The organism is uncultured Tateyamaria sp. (assembly GCF_947504105.1).
In the GTDB taxonomy this organism is placed as follows: domain Bacteria; phylum Pseudomonadota; class Alphaproteobacteria; order Rhodobacterales; family Rhodobacteraceae; genus Tateyamaria.
Window position 1 is genome coordinate 190950 of the sequence record NZ_CANNGP010000002.1, and the last position, 22485, is coordinate 213434.

Below are 22485 nucleotides of genomic sequence, written 5' to 3' on the forward strand. Positions count from 1 at the left end.
TATCCCCCCGATTGATCTGTCCCCGCGGGGACACTCATGATTTCATTGAGAAAAAGGGTTAATTTTCCTTAATCTTAACGGTTTAGCCCCGGCAAAGGGCAGGTGCGGAGCGTGTTCGCTCCGCACCAAAGTTGCTTCAATTCAGAGGAAGCCGAGCTTCTTCATCAGGTCGCCAATGACTTGTTCCTGACCTTCGAGGAAGGCTTTGAACTCGTCCCCGTTGTTGTGGATGTTGACCCAGCCGTTGCGCGCGCGCACGGTTTCCCATTCGGGGGTGTCATACATCTTGGTCAGTGCGTCTTGATACATCGCCACCTTGTCTTCGGGCAGTCCGGGGGCACCGAAGAACCCACGCCAGTTCACGAACTCGGTGTCGATGCCTTGTTCCTTCATGGTCATGGCATCCGGGGCCGCGTCCACACGCTCGGGTGCTGTCACGCCGATGATTTTGACCTCGCCTGCGTTGGCCAGATCAACCGCTTCGGAGAAGCCGGTGGAGAGCGCCGCGATTTCGCCTGACAGCAGTGCCGCCATGGCTTTGCCGCCCGCATCGTAGGGGATGTATTTCACGCCCAGCGCGTCCTTGCCCGCGGCTTCCATCACCATGGCTGCAACCAGGTGGTCCATGCCACCGGGAACAGAGCCACCACCGATGGCTGTGCCATTCGGATCGGCGTCATAAGCTGCCAGCAATTCTTCCATCGAGTTGATGGGGCTGTCTTTGCCCACGACCATCGCAGCGTAGTCACCGATGGTGCCTGCAACCAGTGTCAGGTCACGGAAGTTGTGTGGGAACACGCCTGTCAGCGAGCGGATCACGATGGGGGTTGAGTTGACCATCAGCGTGCCGTGGTTGCTGTCGGCGTTTTCGATCAGGTATCCGATGGCTTTGCCGCCGCCGCCGCCCGACATGTTTTCAAAGGATGCGGTGCCCACGAGGCCTGCACCGGTCAGCGCCTCGCCCGTGCCGCGCGCGGTTCCGTCCCAACCACCGCCGGCGCCGCCGGGGATCAGGAAGTGGATGCTGTCGACGACCTGGTGGCCGTCTGCGAATGCTGCGCTGCTCAGGCCAAATGCCATAGCTGCGCCAAGCAGGGCCCTGCGGCCCATCTGGAACGTTTTCATGATGTCCTCCCATTTGACTTCACGCGTTTTCACGCGAATGCTGCCGTGAAAACATGCGAACCTGACACAAACCTGTCATGGCGGCGCAGTTCTGGGCGGAATGGATGAAATACCTGCTGATTGAGGACAATGCAGAACTGGCGGGTGCACTTTGTACCCGGATGCGTCTGGATGGGCACGTGATTGACCATGCCGCGACATTGTCCGAGGGGTCAGACTTTTTGCGTGTCGGAGAGTACGATCTGATCCTGCTGGATATCATGCTGCCCGACGGCGACGGCCGTTTGTTTCTGGAGCGTCACCGCGCGCAAGAGGATGACACGCCTGTCATTGTCCTGACAGCGCGATCCGAAGTGTCGGATCGGGTGAGCATGCTGGACCTTGGGGCCGATGATTACCTGACCAAGCCCTTTGACCACGCCGAATTGCAGGCCCGCTGCCGCGCCGTTCTGCGCCGTCGCACTGGGTCGGCGCAGACTGTCATTCGCCGGGGCAATGCTGCGCTGGACCCGGTGGCATCCGTTTTGACCATTGGTGGGCAGAATGTGACCCTGCGCAATCGCGAGCTGCGTTTGCTGGAGCTGTTCATGAACGCGCCCGGCCAAATCTTTTCCAAGGACAAGCTGGTGGACCGGTTGTTTTCCTATGACGGGACGGTAACCGAGAACGCGATCGAGGTTTATGTGGGGCGGTTGCGCAAGCATCTGGAACCGTCGAGCCTGACCATTTCGACGCATCGGGGTTTGGGGTATCGGTTGGATGAGGCGTAGCGCGACATCCTTGCGGCGGCGGCTGACCTGGACCCTGATTGGGGGCGCCACGCTGTTGGCTGTTCTGTTTTTCCTTGTTGTGCGCACCTATGCCCAGCAGATCGCGCAGCAAAGTCAGGATCGGATTCTTGAGGCGTCTTTGACATCTTTGATGGATGCGGCGGTGGTACGCGATGGGGAGATCGAAGTGGATGTGCCCTATGCCGCTTTTGCCATGTTGGATACGGCGGCCGATGACCGTGTGTTTTATGCCGTACATCAGGGGGATGCGTTGCTGACCGGTTATGACGGGTTGGCGGAGGGTCCGTTTGATCCGGCGGTGGGGCTGGATTTTCAGACGCAAACGTTTGGTGGGGCGGAGGTGCGGCGTGCAACGTTGACCCGTGCTTTGCCTGCGGGTCCAGCGCCCGTTTTATTGACCGTGAGTGTGGCCCAGACGCGCGACAGCCTGGCCGGGACGCTTTGGGCGATTTCGGTGAATGCGGCGCTGTTTGGTGGGGCGTTTTTTGTCTTGGCGGCGGGCATGGCGTTGTGGACTTCGCGGTCGACGGTGCGCCCCCTGAGCCAGATGGCTGAAGCTGTGGCGCGGCGGGGTCCCCGTGATTTGCGCCCTGTGGTGCGCCCGGTGCCGACCGAGTTGTCGCCCTTGGTCACATCGTTGAATTCACTGATGACCCGACTGAGCCATTCGCTGACCCAATCCGAGACATTCATTGCCGAGGCCGCGCACCGGGTACGGACGCCTTTGGCCACTGTGCGCACCCATGCCGAGGCGACGCTGATGCGCGTGGACAAGGATGAAAACCGCGCCGCTCTGCGATCCATGATCCGGGCGATTGATGAGAGCAGCCGGGCAGCGGGACAGTTGCTGGACCATGCCATGGTTACCTTTCGCGGGGACCAGTTGGAGCGGCGGCAGATTGATCTTGTCGGCATCTGTCGGGAGCTGGTGGACCGGCTGACGCCTGTGGCCGAGATGAAGGATCTGGAATTGGTGCTGATTGCCGAGGGACCGGTCGAGGTGCAGGGTGATCCGATCCTGATCCAGAATGCAGTGCGCAACCTGATTGACAACGCGCTGAAGTATTCCCCGCCCGAAGGGGTGGTGCGGATCGAGGTGCAGCGTGATCCGGTCGCGATTGTCGTGTGTGACGAGGGTGGCGGGTTTCCGACCGAGCAGATGGCGGAGCTGTCAAAACGTTTTCAACGTGGGGCGAACGCCGGCGATACGGTGGGCTCTGGTTTGGGTCTGACCATCGCGCAGGATGTGGCCGAAGCCCATGGCGGGCGGCTGGGACTGGCGAACTTGGATGAGGGTGGGGCATGCGCAACTTTGTATCTGTGATCCTGTGCCTTTGGGCGGGTGTGCTCGTCGCAGCAGAGCTGGAAGACCGCCAGATGTTCCATGGAGAGGACGGTGTGACACTGCGCGTGTTGTCGAGCACCGACACTGACATTTTCGCGCCGATTTTAGAGGGGTTCATCGCGCGCAATCCATCAGTCTCGGTGGATTATGCTGTGGCTGGGTCGGCAGATATAGTGACGCTGATTGCCGAGTGTGGCGATTGCTTTGACGTGGTGATCTCGAGCGCCATGGATTTGCAATTGAAGCTGGCGAATGACGGGCTGGCGCGCCGCTTGCCCGGCTTGGCGCAACAGGGCGGGTCGCAGTGGCGGCAGAGTGTGTTTGGTTTCACGCTGGAACCTGCGACCGTGGTACTGAACCGCGCAGCGTTCAAAGGGCGCCCACTGCCCAGCACGCGGCAGGAGTTGATCGAGGCCCTGCGCGCGGACCCTGAGCATTTTCGTGGGCGGCTTGGCACCTACGACGTGCGGTTGTCTGGTCTGGGCTACCTGTTCGCTACGCAAGATGCCCGCGCGTCCGAGACGTTCTGGCGGCTGATGGAGGTGTTCGGGAACCTGGATGCGCAGCTGTATTGTTGTTCGGGCGATATGATCGACGATTTGGCCTCGGGTGAATTGTTCGTGGCCTATAATGTGCTGGGAAGCTATGCGTCGACCCGACCCGAGACGCTGGACACGGTCACAATCATCACGCCCGAGGATTTCGCCACGACGATGATGCGCACGGCGCTGGTGCTGGACAGCACGGATGTGGGCGGCGCGGCTGAGGCAATGGTGTCTTACCTGACGTCCGGGGCTTGGGCGGCGCAGGATCGGCCCGGCTTTCCCTTGCCATCGATTGGGGATGCGGATGCACAGGTGCTGAACGTCGTCAGCCTTGATCCCGGTTTGCTGGTCTACCTGGACCGGCTGAAACGAGAGCTGTTTCTTGAGGCCTGGTCGTCGGCGCTGCTGCGCTGAGGCTTGTTGGTTACAAAATCAACAGTTACCGATACGACGACTTTGCTGATGGACGCCTGCATGACCGCCCCTTTGACCCTGTACAGCTATTGGCGTTCGACAACGTCTTACCGCGTGCGTGCGGCGCTGCACCTGAAGGGTGTGCCGTTTGAAACGGTGCCGGTGGACCTGTTGGCCGGAGCGCAGAAGGACGAAGCCTATGCCGAGATGAACCCGGGCAAGGGCGTGCCGACACTGGTGTTGGAAGATGGCAGCGTGCTGACCCAATCGCTGGCGATCTTGGACTATATCGAGGCGCGGTGGCCCGAACCGTCCCTGTTGCCAGCTGATCCTGTGGCGCGTGCACGCGTACAGGCGGCGGCCCATACTGTGGCGGTCGACGTGCATCCGGTGAACAACCTGCGCGTCGTGACTCATCTGTGCGACGCCTATGGCGCGGATACCGATGAGGCGATGGCATGGATGCGGCACTGGATGGTCGAAGGATTTACCGCGTTCGAGGCGTTGGTGCAGGACGACACGCCCTTTGCCTTTGGGCATGCGCCCGACCTTGCCGATCTGTGCCTTGTCGCGCAGGTCTATAACGCGCATCGCTGGGGGGTTGATCTGACCCCCTTTCCCAAGGTGCAGCGGATTGAGGCGGCCTGTCTGAACGTCCCTGCCATCGCCGCAGCCCATCCCGACGAGCAACCCGACGCCTCCTGACAGGATCTGGCACATGGCCTTTTACTCTTGGGGCACTTGACCGAAAAGACCATCATCTTTGACGAGATCACGTATGGTCCGTAGGCCTTTATTGCCGAGAGTGATCCGAACTCCGGCATGGTCATCGGCGATGACAGTGAGGTAATTTTAGAAGCACAGGCCCCCCCACGTTTGGTCGGGAAGGTGCGGTCCGTGTTGGGGCGCTGAAAGATGCGTGGGAGGCGTTGCCGTGGTAGACCACTGTCGATTTGCGCTATGACATAGCTTTCAAACCCTATCCATACGCCCCCATCATATCCCGGCTCTACCTGCGCAGCGGCATCCTGTTCTTACTTTGTGGCGGCGGTCCAATCCGCATGGCACTTGCTCTCGATTTTGTGCGTAAGGGAACGCCGGTGCTGGAGTCGGCGCGGGACCATGTCTTTTCCTGTCTATTGGTCAATTCGGGGCGGTTGTCGGTGCAATGTGTATGATGGGTTGTTGCTGAACCGGTCCGGCATGCTGGACTGGCCCGCTCCGACCCGAGTGAGAGCAAACGCGGTGGGTGTGAAACCGGGGAAGACCTGTCTGCTGGATCGGTTGCCGCGCGGCGGATCCTGATCCTTGCCAACCATATCGGGGATCTGGACGTGCTGCGGGCCGTCCTGAAGGCGGCTCAGCGCTAGCTGGTTTCGACGCAGTGACGGCGGAAGGCGCGTTTGAGCATGTCGAGTTCTTCGCGCAGCAGCGCCACTTCGCCCCGGATATCGTCGCCCAGTGCTTCGCCCGCGATCAGGGTGAAATGGCCCAGTTTTTCGTCATTGGTGGCGTCGGTGATGACAAAGACCTGCACACCGTCGGCAATCGCCTCGGCTGGGACGGGCACCTGCAGTAACCATTTCCCGTCTTCGCCTTGTTCCGTCACCTGAACGTCCGGGACGTCGTTGTTCAGGTGTGTCACCTTGATCTGGGGCACGCCGGTGCCGTTCTGCTGGATCAATCCCTGCCAGATCCCGTAGCGCATCTTGGTGGGTGTGAGGGTCAGAGTGCTCATCGCGTCCCTTTCATCACAAGGCGGCGCGCGGACGGCGCGAGAAGGTGAGGTCACGCAGGGTGACCTGGTTCATTTCGGGGCCTTCAAAGATCAGGTCGATCCAAGCCCGTTCAACCCGCTTTTCGTTCAGCTTGGAATAGGCGAGGTCAAACTCGACTGTCACGTCTTCCTGGTTCAAGGGCAGTTCACGCACGATCTGTTCGGTGTTGGGGCCATGGCGCACGTTGAGGCGCGCAAAGATTTCCAGCGGTTTTTCCATCTCGACAATCGTGTTCATGCCCAGAAGGTGGTTCTTGGTCATGCCCTTGACCGCATCCTCGGGCAGATCGATCACAAGCGACAGGAACGAGCCGTCGAACTTGAAGACATCGAGGCGCACGCCGTAGGGGGCCAGATCCTCTTCGCGCAGGTTACGAAGCTGGCGGAGGGTCAGTTCACTGAAAGCGCAGTCGTGGAACAGCGTGACTTCGTTCCCGAGCATGGATTTCGTCTGAACCGACGACATGCCCGGGTTGGGCAGCGATCCGCGCCAGAGTTCGGGGCGCCACGCCCAATCGGCGTTGTGCGGGCGAGGGAATGCGGTTGAGCCGATGGCGGGTAGGGCCAGACGTTCGTCGGCACGGTGGATGAGGCGATCCAGATGGCTGCGCAGCAGCCGCGCGGCTGAACGCAGGCCACGCAGTTCGGACAGGTGGGCATCGTTGGCATTGCGGGCCGCGCGTGCCCAGCGGCGCACCGTACGTCGATGCGTTACCTTGTCCATGAATGAGATGCGGTTGCCTGCCATATGCCCTTGCGCCCGGTTCCGTGCCGGTAGTTTATCTATGTCAAAGGTTTCACTCAAATAAACCCGAGAGAAACCCCCGGCCTGCCGGTTTCGGCGCCTGCGTTGCAGAATTGTCCTGAAACGTAACGGCGGCGACGATGGACTGTTCCTGTGTCTGCTCAATGGTTTTCACAAGTAAATTGGGCGCGCTGTCGCCCAAACTCGTGCCATTCGCCCTTTCATAAAGGGTGAGACCGATCACGTGATCCCCTATCCGGGCAGCGCCACGCCAATACGTGTCGCGCATATCGGGACTGGGGGGTGTGCCCTTGATCTGGACCAGCGCAAGCGGTGCGTCCTCAATGCGTTTGATCACCGTCTCGGACGTGCTTTCGAACTCTGATGTGCTGATTTGCGCAGCATTATTCGCCTTGACCGTTGTGGCGGTGATAATGGCAAGCGGGGCATTCGTCGTGACCCGTCCGCCCAACGTGTCGCAGCGTGCCATGAGCGCAAAGCTTTGGCGCAGGCTGCGCTTGTCGACACAGAAGCCGGGTGGCGGCACCAGCTTTATCGTGCCGCCTGCCAGCTTTGCACCGCGCAGGGCAAGGTTTTCGCCGGTTGACCCATCAAGGTCGAACGCTGCGAAATCTTCGCATGCCGCAAGACCCAGGAAGAGTGCGCCGAGCAGGAGACCCTTACAGGTCCCAGTATTCATGTCGTTCCGCCTTGGCGCCCGGATGCGTGACCGCACCCTTGTATGTTTCGCCCACAAGTTGCGCGTATTTCCACAGCGCGCCCGAGGCGTAGATGGTTTCGCGCGCGCCGGTCCAGGCTGCCTTGCGTTCCGCCAGCTCTTCGTCCGAGAGGGCGACGTTAATCGACCCTTCGATCGCGTTGATGGTGATCATGTCGCCGTCTTTCAGTAACGCGATGGGGCCACCATGTGCCGCTTCAGGGCCGACGTGTCCGATGCAGAAGCCGCGCGTCGCACCCGAGAACCTGCCATCGGTGATCAGCGCCACCTTCTTGCCCATGCCCTGACCGGACAGGGCCGCCGTGGTTGCCAGCATTTCGCGCATGCCGGGGCCGCTGGACGGCCCTTCGTTACGGATGACGAATACGTCGCCTTCTTCGTAAGTGCGGTTCTGGACCGATTCAAAGGCGTCCTGCTCGCATTCGAACACGCGGGCGGGGCCTGTGAATACCTGGTGTTGCGCTTCCATGCCGGCGACCTTCACGATGGCACCTTCGGGGGCCACGTTGCCCTTCAGGCCCACAACGCCGCCCGTCTTGGTGATCGGGTTTTCGATGGGATAGATCACACGCCCGTCGGCTTCGAGGCTGATCTTGTCCAGCTCTTCGCCGATGGAGTTGCCGGTGGCGGTCATGCAATCCTCGTGGATCAGGCCCGCTTTGCGTAGTTCCTTCATCACCACATAGATGCCGCCCGCTTCGTACATGTCCTTGGCGACGTATTGGCCGCCTGGTTTCAGGTCGACAAAGTAGGGTGTGTCGCGGAAAATCTCGCAAACGTCATCGAGGTAGAAATCGATCCCGGCCTCGTGCGCCATGGCGGGCAGGTGCAGACCGGCGTTGGTGGAGCCGCCCGTGCAGGCAACCACGCGGGCCGCGTTTTCGAACGCTTGGCGTGTGCAGATGTCCCGGGCGCGGATGTTCTTTTCGATGAGGTTCATCACGGCCGCACCGGATGCTTCGGCATATTGGTCGCGCGACTCGTAGGGTGCAGGGGCACCGGCGGAGTTTGGCAAGGCGAGGCCGATCGCTTCGGACACACACGCCATGGTGTTGGCGGTGAACTGGCCGCCGCAGGCCCCGGCAGAGGGGCAGGCGACGCGTTCGAGCACGTCCAGTTCCGCCTCGGTCATGGTGCCGTTTTGCTGGTGGCCAACCGCTTCGAACATGTCCTGCACGGTCAGGTCGCGGTTGGCATATTCCGCGGGTACCTGGGCGCCGACGGGCGCACGGCCTGGCAGGATGGACCCACCATAGAGGAACACAGAAGGCACGTTCAGACGGATCATCGCCATCATCATGCCCGGCAGGGATTTGTCGCAACCCGCGAGGCCCACAAGCGCGTCATAGCAGTGGCCGCGCATGGTGAGTTCGACCGTGTCCGCAATGGCTTCGCGCGAGGCTAGCGACGAGCGCATGCCTTCGTGCCCCATGGCGATGCCGTCGGTCACGGTGATGGTGGTGAATTCGCGAGGTGTGCCATCGGCTGATTTCACACCCATCTTCACTGATTGTGCCTGACGGTTCAGTGCAATGTTGCAGGGGGCTGCTTCGTTCCAGCAGGTTGCCACGCCGACGAGCGGTTGGTGAATCTCATGCTCGGTCATACCCATGGCGTAGTAGTAGGACCGGTGCGGCGCGCGCGCAGGTCCTTCGGTCACGTGTCGGCTGGGTAGCTTGGACTTATCGAACTTGCCTTTAAGCATCTGGCGTCTCCCCTGAAAGCGTCCGCACTGCAATAGCCATTGCCCTGCGCTGCTGCAAGCGCCCGCGGTTGTAATAAAGCGTTGCTGGCACTAGTTGTTTCCAACGCGTAGCGCCGGGTTGCATTGGCAGCCAATTGGACAGGGGCGCCGCCGATTGGGATGGACCATGGATTCCAGCATTTTTGCTTTTATCTGGAAGCACTCAAAGCGCGATCAGCTGATGTTGCTTGCGCTGACCGTTGTGACGTTCCCGTTTCTGTACGCCACGCTTGAGCTGCCCAAGCGCATCATCAATGATGCGATCGGCGCTTCGGGCGATATCATCAACGCCTTTGGTTTTGAGCTAAGCCAGATTCAATTCCTGCTGGCCCTGTGTCTTGGATATCTGGCTGCGGTGTTGGCGCACGGTTTGCTCAAGATGCGCCTGAACACGATGAAGGGGGTGACAGCTGAACGCCTGCTGCGACGCTTCCGCTTCCAGCTGATCAGTCGCATGCTGCGTTTTCCGCGCAGCTACTTCCGATCCACCAGCCAGGGCGAGCTGGTCAGCATGGTCACATCCGAGGCCGAGCCGATGGGCGGCCTGATGGGCGATATGGTGGCCCAACCGGTGTTCCAGGCGGGCCAGATGCTGATCATCGTGGTCTTCCTGTTTTTACAGTCCGTGTGGTTCGGGTTGGCAGGGATTGCGTTGATCCCGCTGCAGGCGTGGATCATTCCGATGCTGCAGCGCCGGATCAATTTGCTGAACAAAGACCGGATCAAGCAGGTCCGCGCCTTTTCGGCTGAGATTGGCGAGAGTGCCGCAGGCATATCGGATCTGCGCACCAATGGCGGTCTGCGCTATCGGCAGGCGCAGTTCACCGACCGGCTGGGCCGGATTTTTGAACTGCGGTTCAAGATCTATCAGCAGAAGTTCTTCATGAAGTTTCTCAACAACTTCATCACGCAGCTGACCCCGTTCTTCTTCTATTCGGTGGGCGGGTACCTTGCCATTCGGGGTGACATCACGGTGGGTGCGCTTGTGGCGGCCATTGCCGCCTACAAGGACCTGTCCAGCCCGTGGAAAGAGTTGTTGACCTATTACAACCAGACGCAGGACATGTCGCTGCGCTGGGAGATCGTGACTGACCGCTTTGCCCCGCGCGACATGATCGACGAAGCGCTGTTTGAGGGAGAGCCCGAGGTCATTCCGCATCTGCAGGGCGATATCGTTCTGGACAACGTGACCATTCGCAATGCCGAAAACACGCCTGTGTTGGAGCGGATTGATCTGACCATTCCAAAGGGTGCACGGGTTGCGATCCAGGTCAAGAACCAGACCGAACGAACCGCGCTGGCCGAGCTGCTGACACGCGAGGTGCTGCCAACCCGAGGAACGATCACCATTGCCGAGCATGATCTGTCGGAACTGCATCAAGAGGTCGTGGCCGCCAGGATCGGCTATGCTCAGTCCCGCCCATACCTGTTTGACGGTACCCTTGGCAGCAACCTGTTGATGCCGCTGATGACCCGTCCGAATACCGTGCCTTGGGATCAGAGTCGCAAGGATCGATACACGACGGAAGCGCAACGTTCCGGCAACAGTGTGGACCGTGTGGATGCGGATTGGGTGGACCCCAGCCTTGCCGGGCTTGGAACCGAGGATGAGGTCCGTGCGTGGTGGTTCGAACTGGTCGAGGCGATGGGCATTGACGAGTTCATGTTCCGCCGCATGCTGGTCAGTCATATCGACCCGCAGAAACACCCTGAGCTTGCCAAGGCGATCGTCGATCTGCGCCCTGCAGTCGAAGCGTGTCTGCGCGAAAAGGGCGTGCTGGATGAGGTGTATCGCTTTGACCCAGACGAGTTTAACCCGGCGGTCCCATTGGGCGGGAACCTTTTGTTTGCGTCGCCCTCGCGCGAGATTTCCCAGCAGGGACTTGCCCGGGATCATCGGTTCATCAACCTGGTCTTTGAACATGGGTTGGCCGAACAAGGTATCGCCATCTCGCAAACCCTGATCGAGACGCTGCACCAGACCTTTGGCCGCGACGGCACAGGGCACCCGCTTTTTACCGCGCTCAACATCGAAGAAGAAATGTACGAGGAGCTTGTGGATATCGCGCAACGGCGCCGCGAACGGGGCGATGTAGCGCTGACCGACGACGAGTTTTCATTGCTGCTGACTGTGCCGTTCGCCTTTACCGCGGAACAGATTGGCCCGGCCTTTCCCGAAAGCTTCAAGAACGAGATCGTGCAGATCCGCAAGACGAGCGGGGCCGCCTTGCGGGCGCAGACCGAGGAAATCTTCATTCCTATCGCACCGGACACGTATTTGCCGCGCCTGAGCCTGCTGGAAAATGCGTTGTATGGTCGGGTTTCCATGGTGGCCGGCGCCAAGGGTGAGTTGGTCGAGGATTTGGTTGCGGAGTTGATCAACGACAACGGGCTGCGCCGCCAAGTGGCCGAAACCATTTTTGACATCCGCACCGGATTGGGTGGGAACAACCTGCCCACCATTTTCCATGAACGGGCAGCCTTTTCCCGTGCGGGCATCAAACGTCCCGATGTCCTTGTTCTGGACCGCGCCCTGGCCAGCCACAGCGCTGATCAAAGGCGCGAGACCCGGTCAGCGCTGCGCAAGCTGTTGCCCGAGGCGACGCTGATTTTCCTGGAGGAGAATTTCAACAATCCGGATGCTTATGACCTGTTTGTCGAGATCAAGGATGGGCGCATCGATGGGGTTCAGGCTCATGACGAGGATGACGATGACACCGATGATCTGAGCCGCAAACTGCGCGTGATTGCTCGGGCCGAACTGTTTTCCGGCGTCGAGAGTCGGAACCAGCGGCTCTTGGCGTTTGCCGCGCAATGGTACACGGCCGAGGCGGGACAGCGCATCTTCTCGATGGATGAAAAGCCGGACGCGGCTTATCTGTGCGTCAAAGGCAGTGCAGTACTGAGTTATGATGCGACGGATGGCACGGACTGGCATGTGTCCGTGATTGAACCCGGACGTCTGATTGGCGATCTGGCCATCATCCTCAACGAACCACGGCAATTGCATTTGACTGCCTTGACCGACGTCACGTTCCTGCGCATTGGGGCCGCCGAGTTCCGCTCGGTTCTGGAAAACGATCCATCTGTTCTGATGAGCCTTCTGCACACTGTGGCAGGCCACCTGACCGGTGCGGCGGAACTGTTGCGCCAAGCCAATGTCCAAATTCCTCAGGACGAGGGGCCGCCGCCCCCACCGCTGGACACCTGATGGGTGTGTTGAGCTTCGATTACCGACCGCACGCTCGGTTCATTGCACCGGCACTGGATCGGGCGCAGCTGTGGCGACTGACCCTTGGCCTTGTGCTGGTGGCCGGCTTTTTTCTTGTGCTCAGCCAATTGGTGTTTGGCACTATTCTTAGCCTGCTTGAGCCGGAGACGGCCAGGACGCTCTTGCGGGATGCGCGCACGGGTCAGACAGCGGGTGGTATGCTGCTGCTGCTGTTTCAGCTGGGCCTTTTGGCCGTGGCATCGGGCATGGTTGTCATCATGGTGCACAAGAGGCGCCCTTCGACATTGATTGGGCCATTTGGTCCGGCTGTGCGGCACTTCGGGGCCGTTCTGTTCATGATGGTACTGCTGACCGTGGCGCTGTGGGTGCTGCCGCCATACGATGTTGGCGCGCCGCTTGATCTGAACATGCCTGTTGGTCGGTGGCTGTTCCTGCTGCCCTTTGCCCTTGTTGCCGTGCTGGTACAGGTTGGTGCCGAGGAGGTGCTGTTTCGCGGTTATCTTCAACAGCAGTTGGCGGCGCGGTTTCGGTCGCCCCTTATATGGATGGTCGCCCCTGCTGTCCTGTTCGGCGCAGGCCATTACCTGCCCGAAAGCGCGGGCAGCAACGCGTTGACGATTGCCCTTTGGGCCACCCTATTTGGTCTGCTTATGGCCGATCTGACCGCCCGGTCCGGCACGTTGGGACCGGCGATCGCGCTCCACTTTTCCAACAACATCTCTGCCATGGTCCTGACCGCCACCCCGGATGAGATGTCGGGCCTTGCGTTGTATGTTCTGCCCTTTGGCATCGCGGATGAAGCGGCGATGGCTGCATGGTTGCCAGTGGACTTCGGGTTCATGCTGGTCAGTTGGCTGGCTGCCCGCATTGCCATCCGCGCCTGATTGCATTTGCCGGTCCACCGGATTATCTGAAATGCAGAACGGCAGCAGGAAGCCCACATGAACTGGATCACCAATTACGTCCGGCCCCGGATCAACTCGATCTTTTCGCGGCGCGAAACCCCGGACAATCTGTGGACCAAGTGCGATGAGTGCGGCACCATGCTGTTTCACCGTGAGTTGTCGGACAACCTGAACGTCTGCACCAACTGCAATCACCACATGGCGATCACGCCGCGGGATCGGTTCACGGCCCTTTTTGACGGCGGTATCTTTACCGAGGTCGAGGTGCCTGCCCCCTTGGCTGATCCGCTGAATTTCCGTGATCAAAAGAGATACCCGGACCGGATGAAGGCTGCCCAGAAATCTACGGGCGAAGGTGAGGCGATGCTCGTTGCCTGTGGTGAGATTGGACGCACGCCCATCGTTGCCTGCGCGCAGGATTTTTCCTTTATGGGTGGGTCGATGGGCATGTATGTGGGCAATGCCATCATCGCTGCGGCTGAAGAAGCGGTGAAGCTGAAACGCCCGTTGATCCTGTTCTCTGCTGCCGGAGGCGCGCGGATGCAGGAGGGTATCCTGAGCCTGATGCAGATGCCGCGCACCACAGTGGCGGTGCAGATGCTGAAAGAGGCGGGTCTGCCCTACATTGTCGTTCTGACCCATCCGACGACCGGTGGTGTGACGGCGTCCTATGCCATGTTGGGTGACGTACATATGGCCGAACCCAACGCCCTGATCTGTTTTGCCGGACCGCGCGTCATTGAACAGACCATTCGCGAAAAACTGCCTGAAGGGTTCCAGAGGGCCGAGTACCTGCTGGATCACGGCATGCTCGACCGTGTGACCAAAAGGACTGAGATGCGGGAAGAGCTGATCACCATCACGCGCATGCTGACGGGTCAGCCCCCTGCCATCAAAGGCGATTTGCCAGCCCCTGACCCTGATGCTGATCCTGCACCGGAAGAAGAACCCGTCGCCGAAGACGCTCTCAAGGAATGAGCAGCGGTTCTGACGCCATCCTTGCAAGGATGATGGCGCTGCACCCCAAGGTGATTGACCTGACGTTGGACCGCGTGTGGCGGCTGCTAGAGGCGCTGGGCAATCCGCAGAACGATTTGCCGCCTGTCATCCATATCGCAGGGACCAATGGCAAGGGATCGACCCAGGCCATGATCCGCGCGGGGCTTGAGGCGGCGGGGCATCGGGTTCACGCCTATACATCCCCCCATCTGGCACGCTTTCACGAGCGGGTCCGACTGGCCGGAGAGTTGATCTCGGAAGCCGATCTGACCGCTTACCTTGATGAATGCTATGCTGCAAACGGTGGTGCCGATATCACCTATTTCGAGATCACGACCTGTGCCGCGATCCTTGCCTTTGCCCGGACACCCGCCGATTACACGTTGCTTGAGGTTGGCCTTGGCGGGCGGTTGGACGCGACCAATATCATTGATGCGCCGGCGCTGACGATCATCACGCCCGTGTCCATGGATCACGAAGCGTTTCTGGGGGATACGCTGGCCAAGATCGCCGGTGAAAAGGCCGGGATTATCAAGCGTAGTGTGCCCTGCATTGTCGGCCCGCAGGACGAAGACGGACTGGATGTGATCGAGGCGCAGGCTGCGCGGCTGGGCGCACCTTTGCAAGCCTATGGGCAGCATTGGCATGCCGCGCCGGAACGTGACGGCATGATCTATCAGGACGAGGCGGGTCTGCTGGACCTGCCGCGCCCAGCATTGCCGGGTGATCACCAGATCCAGAATGCCGGAATGGCGCTGGCGGCACTGCGCCATCTGGGCTGTGACGAAGGCGCCTGTCATGCTGCCGTGACCCAAGCGCACTGGCCCGCGCGGATGCAGCGCCTGCGTTCGGGTCCACTGGCCGAACGTGCGGTGCAGGCAGGCGCAGAGCTGTGGTTGGACGGGGGGCATAACCCGGCGGCGGGTGCGGCCCTTTCCAGCGTCTTGCAAAGCTTGCCCAAGCGGCCAACGCACTTGATCTGCGGAATGCTGAACACAAAGGACGCGCGTGGTTACATGGCCCCACTTGCGACCGAGGTAGACAGCCTGACCGCCCTGTCGATCCCGGGAGAGGCCAACACACTGCCCGCCGCCGAGACCGCCAAGGCTGCGCGTGATGTCGGCATGACGGCGCATGAGGCCGACGATGTTGGCACGGCTTTGGAGGCGATCCTTACACGCGACCCGAACGCACGTGTTTTGATCTGTGGGTCGCTCTATCTGGCCGGAGCGGTGTTGCGCGACAACGGCTGAAAAGCATGACTGCTGGTAGACGCGTACCTTGGTCGACACGCACGATGTTGACCAAACGGGGTCGTATTTGCTATATTTAGTATATTATTTCGACCCCAACACGGATCAACCGTGACGGGTCTGCTTTTGGGGAAGCAGTATGTTCAGGCGTCATGACCCGGCCGATCAGCCGCCACAAGCGGCCATAGAATCCGAGGAATATTCCTCATCCAACATCAAGATGCTGGTGATCGCCGCGGCCTTTCTGGTTGTGACGATTGGGTTGATCCTGCTGCAGCCCAGCGGCGCGGCAGTTGAAAATCAGTATTTCGCTGATACGTCGATTGCGGCTGATCCTGCACTGTCCGATGCGGAAGTGACCCGTGCGGACGCCTCCTTGCTGGGTACTCGACCCGTGTCAGCATCCGAAGCTGTGAGCCGTCAGCTGCGGCAGCCGATCCGCCTGACGGATAACGATGCGCGGCACACGGATTTGCGCAGTCTGACAAGTATTGTCCTGATCGGCTTCGGTCACACGCTCACGCAAGATGACCGTTTGCAGGCGTTGCTGGTCCAAGCCCTGACCGAAGGCCAATCAAACGCCTATATAGACGCACTTTTGAACACGGCGGCGGCGCGGGGTGAGTTCACGTTGCCCCGGCAGTTGACCACGGCGGCAGGGCGTCTGGACACGGAAACCCTGTTGGCCGCGTTGGTCAGCCAGTCGCAGGGTTAGACCGCCCAATCTGCGCTTTGCATTTCCCGCAAGCGCGATGCCGTACGTTCGAATTCGAAGGTCCCTTCCCCTTCCAGATATAACATCTCGGGCGTGTCAGCAGCCGAGCAGATCAGTCGCACACGCGCTTCGTACAGCGCGTCGATCAGGGTGACGAACCGTTTGGCTTCGTTGAAGTTGCTGCGTCCCAGGCAGGGAATGTTATCAATCATCAGCACTTTGCACGCTTCGGCGATGGCGAGGTAGTCGGCAGGGCCAAGCGGTTTTGAGCACAGGTCGAAAAAACTGCTGCGCCCGATACCGCTGCGAAACAGGGGTACGGTCACGGCGCGCCCGTTGACCGTCAGGTCAAGTTGCTCAGCCGCGCCACCTGACAGGTCGGCCCAGATATTGTCCATCTCGGCCCGCGCCGCGGCCCCCAAGGGAGAGAAGTAAACCGGGCTGCCCGACAACCTGTCCTGTCGATAATCGGTGGGCGAGGCCAGTTCCCAAACTGTCATCTTGTCCTTGAGCAGATCGATGAATGGCACGAACAGTTGGCGGTTCAGCCCGTCCTTGTACAAGTCGTCCGGGACGCGGTTGGATGTGGTGACTACAACAACGCCTGCAGCGAAAAGGGCTTCGAACAGTCGCCCGACGATCATGGCGTCGGTGATATCCGTGATCTGCATTTCATCGAAAGCCAGCAAGCGGACCGATGCGGCAACGTCGGCGGCAACAGGCGCGATGGCATCGTCCACACCGCGCTTGCGGGCGATGTGCATTGCGGCATGGATTTCCTGCATGAAGGCATGGAAGTGAACGCGCCGGGCTGGCACATCAAGCCGCGATGCAAAGAAGTCCATCAGCATTGATTTGCCGCGCCCCACGCCGCCCCACAGGTACAGCCCCCTGGGCGGCTCGGTGGCCTTGCGGAACAGCCCCTTTTTGACGGGCGCGGTAAGGGCGGCGCGGATGCGTTCAAACTCTGGCAGAATGGCCAGTTGTGCAGGGTCTGCCTGCAAATCGCCCTTGGCTACAAGCGCCTGATATTCAGTCAGCAAATCAGTCATTTCCCCGTGGTAGCGTGCAGGTCCGTCCATGGGAAGCACGGTCGGTTCAGGAATGGTTAAGCGCCCCCCAGAATTCCTGATTTGACGCACGCCATCAGGTCCATACAGTCGCAGTACAGTTTTGAAGGCATTGCCATGACCGCCCGGACCCCCATCTTTACCCCTGTTCTGATCGTGGGCTGCATCATCATCATGATCAGCTTTGCCGTGCGCGCGTCGTTCGGTGTGTTCCAGATTCCCATTGCCGAGGAGTTCGGCTGGCTGCGAACAGAGTTTTCGCTGGCCATCGCTATCCAGAACCTGGCTTGGGGTATCGGGCAGCCGATCTTTGGCGCCATTGCCGAAAAGATCGGGGACCGCAAGGCGATTATCATGGGGGTAATCCTGTACGCGGTGGGACTTGTGCTGAGTGCGGGCGCGACGACGCCAATTGAACATCAGTTGTATGCTTGGCTTGTTGGTTTTGGCGTCGCCGGGACCGGTTTTGGTGTGATCCTTGCTGTTGTGGGCCGCGCCAGCAGTGATGAAAACCGATCGATGTCGCTGGCGATCGTGGCGGCCATGGGCTCTGCTGGTCAGATCTTTGGCGCACCCGTGGCCGAGTGGATGCTGAGTTTCATGCCGTGGCAGTCGGTGTTCTTGTGGTTTGCGCTTGCGGTCGTCCTGCTTGTGCTGACCTTGCCTGCCATGCGCGTGCCGCCCATGGCCACAAAGGCTGAATTGGAGGAAACGCTGGGTCAGGTCCTGATCAAGGCCTTTCGCGATCCGTCTTATACCCTGATCTTCCTGGGCTTCTTTTCGTGCGGTTATCAGGTTGCATTCATGACCGCGCATCTGCCCGCCTTCGTGACCGAGGTGTGCGGGCCGATCGTGCCGGGTGGCATGCTGCACAACATCGGCATCACAACGACATCCGCCTTGGGCGCGATTGCGCTGTCGCTGATTGGTCTGGCGAATATTGCAGGTACGTTGCTTGCCGGTTGGGCGGGCAAGCATTTCCCGAAAAAGTACCTTTTGGCGGGCATTTACGCCGGTCGGACCGTGGTGGCGTCCCTGTTCATCATCTTTCCCATGACGCCGATGACGGTCATTGTCTTTTCCATTGCCATGGGTGCGTTGTGGTTGGCGACCGTACCGCTCACGTCCGGGTTGGTCGCGCATATTTACGGTTTGCGATACATGGGCACGCTCTATGGCATCGTGTTTCTAAGCCATCAGTTGGGGTCTTTTCTGGGTGTGTGGTTGGGTGGTCGTTTGTACGATCTGTACGGCTCTTACGAGCAGGTATGGTGGATCGGGATTGCGATCGGCGCTTTTAGTGCCATCGTGCACTTGCCGATCCGCGAGCGACCCTTGGCCCAGCCCGCTGCCGCTTAGCCGCGAGATTCCCGGATCGCATCCAGCACCACATCAGTATGAGTATGGAGTAGGGCGTGACCTGCGCCTTGGATTACGGTCTGATGGACGGCCGGATTCCATTCTGCCAGCGTGTCCTTGCACGTCAGCGGAATCACATTATCCTGATCGCCCCAGACTGCCAGAACGGGAACACCCAGGGCGGCGATGACACGATGCTGGTCTTCGCATGGCGTCCGCAGCAGCCCGCGCAGACTGGAGAGAACGGCGGGAAAGAACCCGCGACGCCCGGTTTCTTCCTCTTGGAGATCATAGATGCTCTCGACCGATGAAGGCAGGTGCGCTTCGGATGCGATCCCACGGCGGACTTGCCAAGGATAGGCGGCAAGGAACAGCCAATCGCCAAGTACGGGCAGATCACGGGCCAGGGCGATCTTGGGTCCTGCGAGTTTGAACATGCCCGCAGGGGCCAATAGAATGAGCTGTTTGACCCGTTGGGGATGGCGCGCGGCAAAATGGGCCGCAACGGCCCCGCCCATCGAATAGCCCAGCACCGTCAGGTGATCGCCTGCATTCTCATGTGTCAGAAGGTCGGTCAGCTGCCTGTCAAAGAAGTCTGCATCCTGTTTGCCTCTTACCCGGTCAGAATATCCACGGCCATAGAGGTCATAGACCAGCACCCGAAACCCCATTAGCGCCAGCCCTTTGGCCATCCCGTACCAGACGAAAGACGGAGTGGTCAGGCCGTGAATACAAACCGCCACAGGACCACGTTCCGGCCCCATCCATTCAAAATGTGTGGTGCCTTGCGACAGAAGCGCAAACTGGCCCGGCGCCTTGTCGCGTACGGCATCAGTCATGCCCGAACGGGTGAGTTCCGTGGTGACGGGAATTGCCAGCAGGCCAAGTAGGATCAGCGTGACCCACATCATTTGGCTGTCCAGCGATCAAGGATGTACCGGCTTGTCATCAGGTCCAAATGCGTGCCACCGCCATTCTTGAACAGTGTGATGTCGTCGGGCGTGCGTTTGAATGCGTCTAGATCATAGTAGTCGGCCAACATGTGGTCGCGGTTGATTGTACCGGCTTCGAGCGGGATCTTCACCTCGCCGATGTGGTTGATGGTGGTGTCAAAACTGTCAACAAAGACGCGTGATTTCAGCAGCGCGGCATCATCGACCTCGCGCATGTCCGGACGGTAGGCGCCGATCAGGTCGATATGCTGGCCGGGTTGCAGCCACTCGCCCATGATCAGCGGTTCGGTCGACATGGTGGCGCTGGTGATGATATCGGCGCTGCGCACAGCCTGTTCCAGATCACCGGCGACCGTTAGCATCGGGCGTTCTGTTGCCATGGCCAGCGCATTGGCGCGGGTGCGGTTCCAGACTTGGAAATGCGCCTCCGGAAAGACCGCGGAATAAGCATCGTGCAAGGACCGACCGACAGTGCCAGCTCCCACGATCAGGATGTTCCGGCTGTCCGGGCGGGCCAACCTGCGCGCCGCCAGCAGGCTGTCGCCCGCCGTCTTCCACTTGGTCACCAGATGAAAGTCGATGATCGCTTGCAGTGTGCCGTCGCCGTCGGAATACAGGTTGACGCCACCATTGATCATCGGCGCGCCACGACCCGGATTACCGGGAAACACGGTTGCCGTTTTGACCGCCATTCCCATCCCGTCGATCCAAGCTGCCCGGCTAAGCAGCGTATCGGGATCCCGGTAAAGGAACGTATCCCCGATCTCGGCTTTGGGAAGTGTATGTCCAGCGGCCATCGCATCGGTCAGGCCGATCCAGTCCAGCAGGGCTTCGCCCTCGGCAAAAGGGATGACGGGAACGGATGTCACGCCGCCTCGCTTTCGGTCAGCAGCCCCTCTGCGACCAGACGGTTGGCCCAACCGTCGGGCCCTTCGAAGTGGTGCGTGCGCCAGCCGCGCGCCTGCGCGGCGGCAATGTTGTCGGCGCGGTCATCGGTGAAAATCAGGCTGTCGCCCCGCAGTCCGCTTGCGTTCTCCAGCATCTCGTAGATCGTCGGGTCAGGTTTGATAACCTGCATATGACCCGAGATGAAATCGCGGTCGAAGGCATGCAGAAAGTCGTATTGGGTCGCGGCATAATCATAGCTTTTGATCCCGAAATTGGTCAGTGAAAAAACCGGGGTACCGTTTGCCTGCAATGCCTTCATCAAACGGACCGAGCGGTCAATGGCAGGCGAGGCCATCTCGATCCAGCGGTCGTGCCACATGCGAATCTCGTCGTGCCACGCGGGATACTCCGTTGCAGCGGCATAGATGGTTTCAGTAAAGGGGTGGCCCAGATCGACCTTTTCATTGATGCCGTGCAGGTCGACCTCGGCAAACATCGCCTTGCGACGTTCTTCGCCGATTGCGCCGTCATAGAAGCGTTCGGGTTGCCATTCGATCAGCACATTTCCAATATCGAATACGACGGCTTTGATTGTCATCTTTTTGCTGCTCTCAATTCTCGTTCCAATGCGTCCAGAAAACGCGATCTGTCTGCCTTGGTAAAGCCTTTGCCACCGCCTTGGCGAAACGGATCCGCCGCGCGCAGGTCCGTCATCAGGTCACGGGTTGCCAGCACGTTTCCAATATTAGCCTGTGTCAGAGCCTCACCATTGTGTTTTAGAACCCGCGCGCCAGCTTGCACGCATTTGGCGGCAAGGGGGATATCGCCGGTGATCACCACGTCGCCGGGACCGGCCCGCTCTGCGATCCACATGTCGGCGATATCAGGACCATCTGGGACGATAACAGTCTCTACCAATGGGTTTGGCGAGGGGCGCAGTCCGCCATTGGACACCACTTTCATGGGGACCTTGTGCCGGGTGGCGACCCGCTCTGCCTCTGTCTTCACAGGACAGGCGTCAGCGTCGATGTAGAGCGTTGTCATGCCCACAGATGTTCTGCGTGAAAGGCGACGTGATTTTCCATGAAGGTCGAGACGAAGAAATACGAATGGTCATATCCCGGTTGCATGCGGAACTGGATCTGCTGGCGGCGGGCGGCGGCGGCTTCGGCCAGCGCCTCGGGTTTTAGAAGGTCAATGAACTGATCATCGGTGCCTGTGTCGATCAGCATCGGGCCATCGAAGCCATGTGCGCGCATGCACCGCGTCGCATCATGTGGCGACCAAAGTTCTTCGTTGGTGCCCAGATATGCAGTCAGTTGCTTACGCCCCCAATCGCTGGCGGTTGGGTTGGTGATGGGCGAAAATGCGGACACAGATCGGAATTGTCCCTGCAGGGACATCGCCATGGTCAATGCGCCGTGCCCGCCCATTGAGTGTCCGGTGATCGACTGGCGGTCCATGTCGAGGGCAAAGGTGTATCCGAGCAGCGCAGGCAACTCGTCCATCACATAGTCCCACATGCGGTAATGGGATGCCCAAGGCTGTTCCGTCGCGTTCACGTAAAAGCCCGCGCCTTTGCCCAGATCGTAGCCATCATCATCGGCGATATCATCGCCACGGGGGGATGTGTCAGGAAAGCAAAGCGCGATGCCATGGTCCGCCGCCCAGGCTTGCGCCCCCGCTTTCGTCATTGCGTTCTCGTGTGTGCAAGTCAGGCCCGACAGGTACCACAGTAGGGGCACCGGGCCTTCCTTGGCCTCTTCGGGCAGGAACAGTCCGAATGTCATGTCACAGGAGCAGGCGGACGAGGCGTGGGTGTAGACCCCTTGGGTGCCGCCGAAGCAGGCGTTTTCGGATTTGGTTTCCATGGGCGTGATCCTTTC

The 22485-nt window shown here is 60.1% G+C and carries 22 protein-coding genes; 11 read left to right on the forward strand and 11 right to left on the reverse strand.

Annotated features, from left to right (window positions below):
* Positions 1-141 precede the first annotated feature (141 nt).
* Entirely contained in the window at positions 142-1125 is a 984-nt protein-coding gene (locus tag Q1A75_RS02530) for a tripartite tricarboxylate transporter substrate-binding protein (RefSeq protein WP_299548142.1), read from the reverse strand.
* A gap of 104 nt (positions 1126-1229) precedes the next feature.
* Between Q1A75_RS02530 and Q1A75_RS02535 the strand changes: the two genes are divergently transcribed.
* The 5 genes from Q1A75_RS02535 (at position 1230) to Q1A75_RS24240 (ending at position 5590) form a co-directional block, all read left to right on the forward strand.
* Positions 1230-1895, forward strand: coding sequence for a response regulator transcription factor (locus Q1A75_RS02535; RefSeq protein WP_299548189.1), 666 nt, complete (start codon positions 1230-1232; stop codon positions 1893-1895).
* Positions 1885-3240: a sensor histidine kinase gene (locus Q1A75_RS02540; RefSeq protein WP_299548145.1), complete on the forward strand. Its 1356-nt coding sequence runs from the start codon at positions 1885-1887 to the stop codon at positions 3238-3240. Before Q1A75_RS02535 ends, Q1A75_RS02540 begins: the two co-directional genes overlap by 11 nt.
* A complete protein-coding gene (locus tag Q1A75_RS02545) occupies positions 3219-4220 on the forward strand; it encodes an ABC transporter substrate-binding protein (protein WP_299548148.1) in 1002 nt (333 codons plus the stop codon). Before Q1A75_RS02540 ends, Q1A75_RS02545 begins: the two co-directional genes overlap by 22 nt.
* 60 nt (positions 4221-4280) lie before the next feature.
* A complete protein-coding gene (gene maiA, locus Q1A75_RS02550) occupies positions 4281-4925 on the forward strand; it encodes a maleylacetoacetate isomerase (protein WP_299548151.1) in 645 nt (214 codons plus the stop codon).
* A gap of 563 nt (positions 4926-5488) precedes the next feature.
* Positions 5489-5590, forward strand: coding sequence for a DUF2783 domain-containing protein (locus Q1A75_RS24240; protein WP_366142164.1), 102 nt, complete (start codon positions 5489-5491; stop codon positions 5588-5590).
* Here Q1A75_RS24240 and Q1A75_RS02555 read toward each other — a convergent pair.
* Genes Q1A75_RS02555 through ilvD form a run of 4 tightly spaced genes read right to left on the reverse strand, consistent with a single transcriptional unit; the run spans position 5587 to position 9186 of the window.
* The gene (locus Q1A75_RS02555) at positions 5587-5958 is read right to left on the reverse strand and encodes a hypothetical protein (protein WP_299548154.1); all 372 of its coding nucleotides are present in this window, start codon (positions 5956-5958) and stop codon (positions 5587-5589) included. The two genes, Q1A75_RS24240 and Q1A75_RS02555, sit on opposite strands and share 4 nt — an antisense overlap.
* Positions 5959-5971: 13 nt before the next feature.
* Positions 5972-6745 (reverse strand): DUF6478 family protein, encoded by a 774-nt coding sequence (locus tag Q1A75_RS02560; protein WP_299548158.1) that lies wholly within the window; start codon positions 6743-6745, stop codon positions 5972-5974.
* Positions 6746-6794: 49 nt separating this feature from the next.
* Positions 6795-7442, reverse strand: coding sequence for a hypothetical protein (locus tag Q1A75_RS02565; RefSeq protein WP_299548161.1), 648 nt, complete (start codon positions 7440-7442; stop codon positions 6795-6797).
* Complete coding sequence (ilvD, locus tag Q1A75_RS02570; protein WP_299591812.1) at positions 7423-9186, reverse strand: dihydroxy-acid dehydratase; 1764 nt, start codon at positions 9184-9186, stop codon at positions 7423-7425. Before ilvD ends, Q1A75_RS02565 begins: the two co-directional genes overlap by 20 nt.
* A 166-nt stretch (positions 9187-9352) precedes the next feature.
* Between ilvD and Q1A75_RS02575 the strand changes: the two genes are divergently transcribed.
* The 5 genes from Q1A75_RS02575 to Q1A75_RS02595 all read left to right on the forward strand — a co-directional run bounded on the left by Q1A75_RS02575 (position 9353) and on the right by Q1A75_RS02595 (position 16329).
* Positions 9353-12436, forward strand: a complete 3084-nt coding sequence (locus tag Q1A75_RS02575) for an ABC transporter transmembrane domain-containing protein (protein WP_299555579.1) — start codon at positions 9353-9355, stop codon at positions 12434-12436.
* Entirely contained in the window at positions 12436-13341 is a 906-nt protein-coding gene (locus Q1A75_RS02580) for a CPBP family intramembrane glutamic endopeptidase (protein ID WP_299555581.1), read from the forward strand. The genes Q1A75_RS02575 and Q1A75_RS02580 overlap by 1 nt, the downstream gene beginning before the upstream one ends.
* 57 nt (positions 13342-13398) lie before the next feature.
* Positions 13399-14340 (forward strand): acetyl-CoA carboxylase, carboxyltransferase subunit beta, encoded by a 942-nt coding sequence (gene accD / locus Q1A75_RS02585; protein WP_299555583.1) that lies wholly within the window; start codon positions 13399-13401, stop codon positions 14338-14340.
* Entirely contained in the window at positions 14337-15614 is a 1278-nt protein-coding gene (locus Q1A75_RS02590) for a folylpolyglutamate synthase/dihydrofolate synthase family protein (protein WP_299555585.1), read from the forward strand. Before accD ends, Q1A75_RS02590 begins: the two co-directional genes overlap by 4 nt.
* Before the next feature lie 139 nt (positions 15615-15753).
* The gene (locus tag Q1A75_RS02595) at positions 15754-16329 is read left to right on the forward strand and encodes a hypothetical protein (protein ID WP_299555587.1); all 576 of its coding nucleotides are present in this window, start codon (positions 15754-15756) and stop codon (positions 16327-16329) included.
* Here Q1A75_RS02595 and zapE read toward each other — a convergent pair.
* A complete protein-coding gene (gene zapE, locus Q1A75_RS02600; RefSeq protein WP_299555589.1) occupies positions 16326-17381 on the reverse strand; it encodes a cell division protein ZapE in 1056 nt (351 codons plus the stop codon). The genes Q1A75_RS02595 and zapE overlap by 4 nt on opposite strands.
* A 135-nt stretch (positions 17382-17516) precedes the next feature.
* Between zapE and Q1A75_RS02605 the strand changes: the two genes are divergently transcribed.
* Positions 17517-18758, forward strand: coding sequence for an MFS transporter (locus Q1A75_RS02605; protein ID WP_299555591.1), 1242 nt, complete (start codon positions 17517-17519; stop codon positions 18756-18758).
* Here Q1A75_RS02605 and Q1A75_RS02610 read toward each other — a convergent pair.
* Genes Q1A75_RS02610 through fghA form a run of 5 tightly spaced genes read right to left on the reverse strand, consistent with a single transcriptional unit; the run spans position 18755 to position 22470 of the window.
* Positions 18755-19669, reverse strand: a complete 915-nt coding sequence (locus Q1A75_RS02610; protein ID WP_299555593.1) for an alpha/beta hydrolase — start codon at positions 19667-19669, stop codon at positions 18755-18757. The genes Q1A75_RS02605 and Q1A75_RS02610 overlap by 4 nt on opposite strands.
* Positions 19666-20580, reverse strand: a complete 915-nt coding sequence (locus Q1A75_RS02615) for an ornithine cyclodeaminase (RefSeq protein WP_299555595.1) — start codon at positions 20578-20580, stop codon at positions 19666-19668. Before Q1A75_RS02615 ends, Q1A75_RS02610 begins: the two co-directional genes overlap by 4 nt.
* Positions 20577-21197, reverse strand: a complete 621-nt coding sequence (locus Q1A75_RS02620) for an HAD family phosphatase (protein WP_299555597.1) — start codon at positions 21195-21197, stop codon at positions 20577-20579. Before Q1A75_RS02620 ends, Q1A75_RS02615 begins: the two co-directional genes overlap by 4 nt.
* Positions 21194-21643 (reverse strand): YaiI/YqxD family protein, encoded by a 450-nt coding sequence (locus Q1A75_RS02625; protein ID WP_299555599.1) that lies wholly within the window; start codon positions 21641-21643, stop codon positions 21194-21196. The genes Q1A75_RS02620 and Q1A75_RS02625 overlap by 4 nt, the downstream gene beginning before the upstream one ends.
* Entirely contained in the window at positions 21640-22470 is an 831-nt protein-coding gene (gene fghA, locus Q1A75_RS02630) for an S-formylglutathione hydrolase (RefSeq protein WP_299555601.1), read from the reverse strand. The genes Q1A75_RS02625 and fghA overlap by 4 nt, the downstream gene beginning before the upstream one ends.
* Between the last annotated feature and the right edge of the window lie 15 nt (positions 22471-22485).

What these genes read in the sequence shown, in the direction of transcription:
- Q1A75_RS02530 (WP_299548142.1), bottom strand. Translation starts at nt 1,125, where the DNA reads ATGAAAACGTTCCAGATGGGCCGCAGGGCCCTGCTTGGCGCAGCTATG.
- Q1A75_RS02535 (WP_299548189.1), top strand. Translation starts at nt 1,230, where the DNA reads ATGAAATACCTGCTGATTGAGGACAATGCAGAACTGGCGGGTGCACTT.
- Q1A75_RS02540 (WP_299548145.1), top strand. Translation starts at nt 1,885, where the DNA reads ATGAGGCGTAGCGCGACATCCTTGCGGCGGCGGCTGACCTGGACCCTG.
- Q1A75_RS02545 (WP_299548148.1), top strand. Translation starts at nt 3,219, where the DNA reads ATGCGCAACTTTGTATCTGTGATCCTGTGCCTTTGGGCGGGTGTGCTC.
- maiA (WP_299548151.1), top strand. Translation starts at nt 4,281, where the DNA reads ATGACCGCCCCTTTGACCCTGTACAGCTATTGGCGTTCGACAACGTCT.
- Q1A75_RS02555 (WP_299548154.1), bottom strand. Translation starts at nt 5,958, where the DNA reads ATGAGCACTCTGACCCTCACACCCACCAAGATGCGCTACGGGATCTGG.
- Q1A75_RS02560 (WP_299548158.1), bottom strand. Translation starts at nt 6,745, where the DNA reads ATGGCAGGCAACCGCATCTCATTCATGGACAAGGTAACGCATCGACGT.
- Q1A75_RS02565 (WP_299548161.1), bottom strand. Translation starts at nt 7,442, where the DNA reads ATGAATACTGGGACCTGTAAGGGTCTCCTGCTCGGCGCACTCTTCCTG.
- ilvD (WP_299591812.1), bottom strand. Translation starts at nt 9,186, where the DNA reads ATGCTTAAAGGCAAGTTCGATAAGTCCAAGCTACCCAGCCGACACGTG.
- Q1A75_RS02575 (WP_299555579.1), top strand. Translation starts at nt 9,353, where the DNA reads ATGGATTCCAGCATTTTTGCTTTTATCTGGAAGCACTCAAAGCGCGAT.
- Q1A75_RS02580 (WP_299555581.1), top strand. Translation starts at nt 12,436, where the DNA reads ATGGGTGTGTTGAGCTTCGATTACCGACCGCACGCTCGGTTCATTGCA.
- accD (WP_299555583.1), top strand. Translation starts at nt 13,399, where the DNA reads ATGAACTGGATCACCAATTACGTCCGGCCCCGGATCAACTCGATCTTT.
- Q1A75_RS02590 (WP_299555585.1), top strand. Translation starts at nt 14,337, where the DNA reads ATGAGCAGCGGTTCTGACGCCATCCTTGCAAGGATGATGGCGCTGCAC.
- Q1A75_RS02595 (WP_299555587.1), top strand. Translation starts at nt 15,754, where the DNA reads ATGTTCAGGCGTCATGACCCGGCCGATCAGCCGCCACAAGCGGCCATA.
- zapE (WP_299555589.1), bottom strand. Translation starts at nt 17,381, where the DNA reads ATGACTGATTTGCTGACTGAATATCAGGCGCTTGTAGCCAAGGGCGAT.
- Q1A75_RS02605 (WP_299555591.1), top strand. Translation starts at nt 17,517, where the DNA reads ATGACCGCCCGGACCCCCATCTTTACCCCTGTTCTGATCGTGGGCTGC.
- Q1A75_RS02610 (WP_299555593.1), bottom strand. Translation starts at nt 19,669, where the DNA reads ATGATGTGGGTCACGCTGATCCTACTTGGCCTGCTGGCAATTCCCGTC.
- Q1A75_RS02620 (WP_299555597.1), bottom strand. Translation starts at nt 21,197, where the DNA reads ATGACAATCAAAGCCGTCGTATTCGATATTGGAAATGTGCTGATCGAA.
- Q1A75_RS02625 (WP_299555599.1), bottom strand. Translation starts at nt 21,643, where the DNA reads ATGACAACGCTCTACATCGACGCTGACGCCTGTCCTGTGAAGACAGAG.
- fghA (WP_299555601.1), bottom strand. Translation starts at nt 22,470, where the DNA reads ATGGAAACCAAATCCGAAAACGCCTGCTTCGGCGGCACCCAAGGGGTC.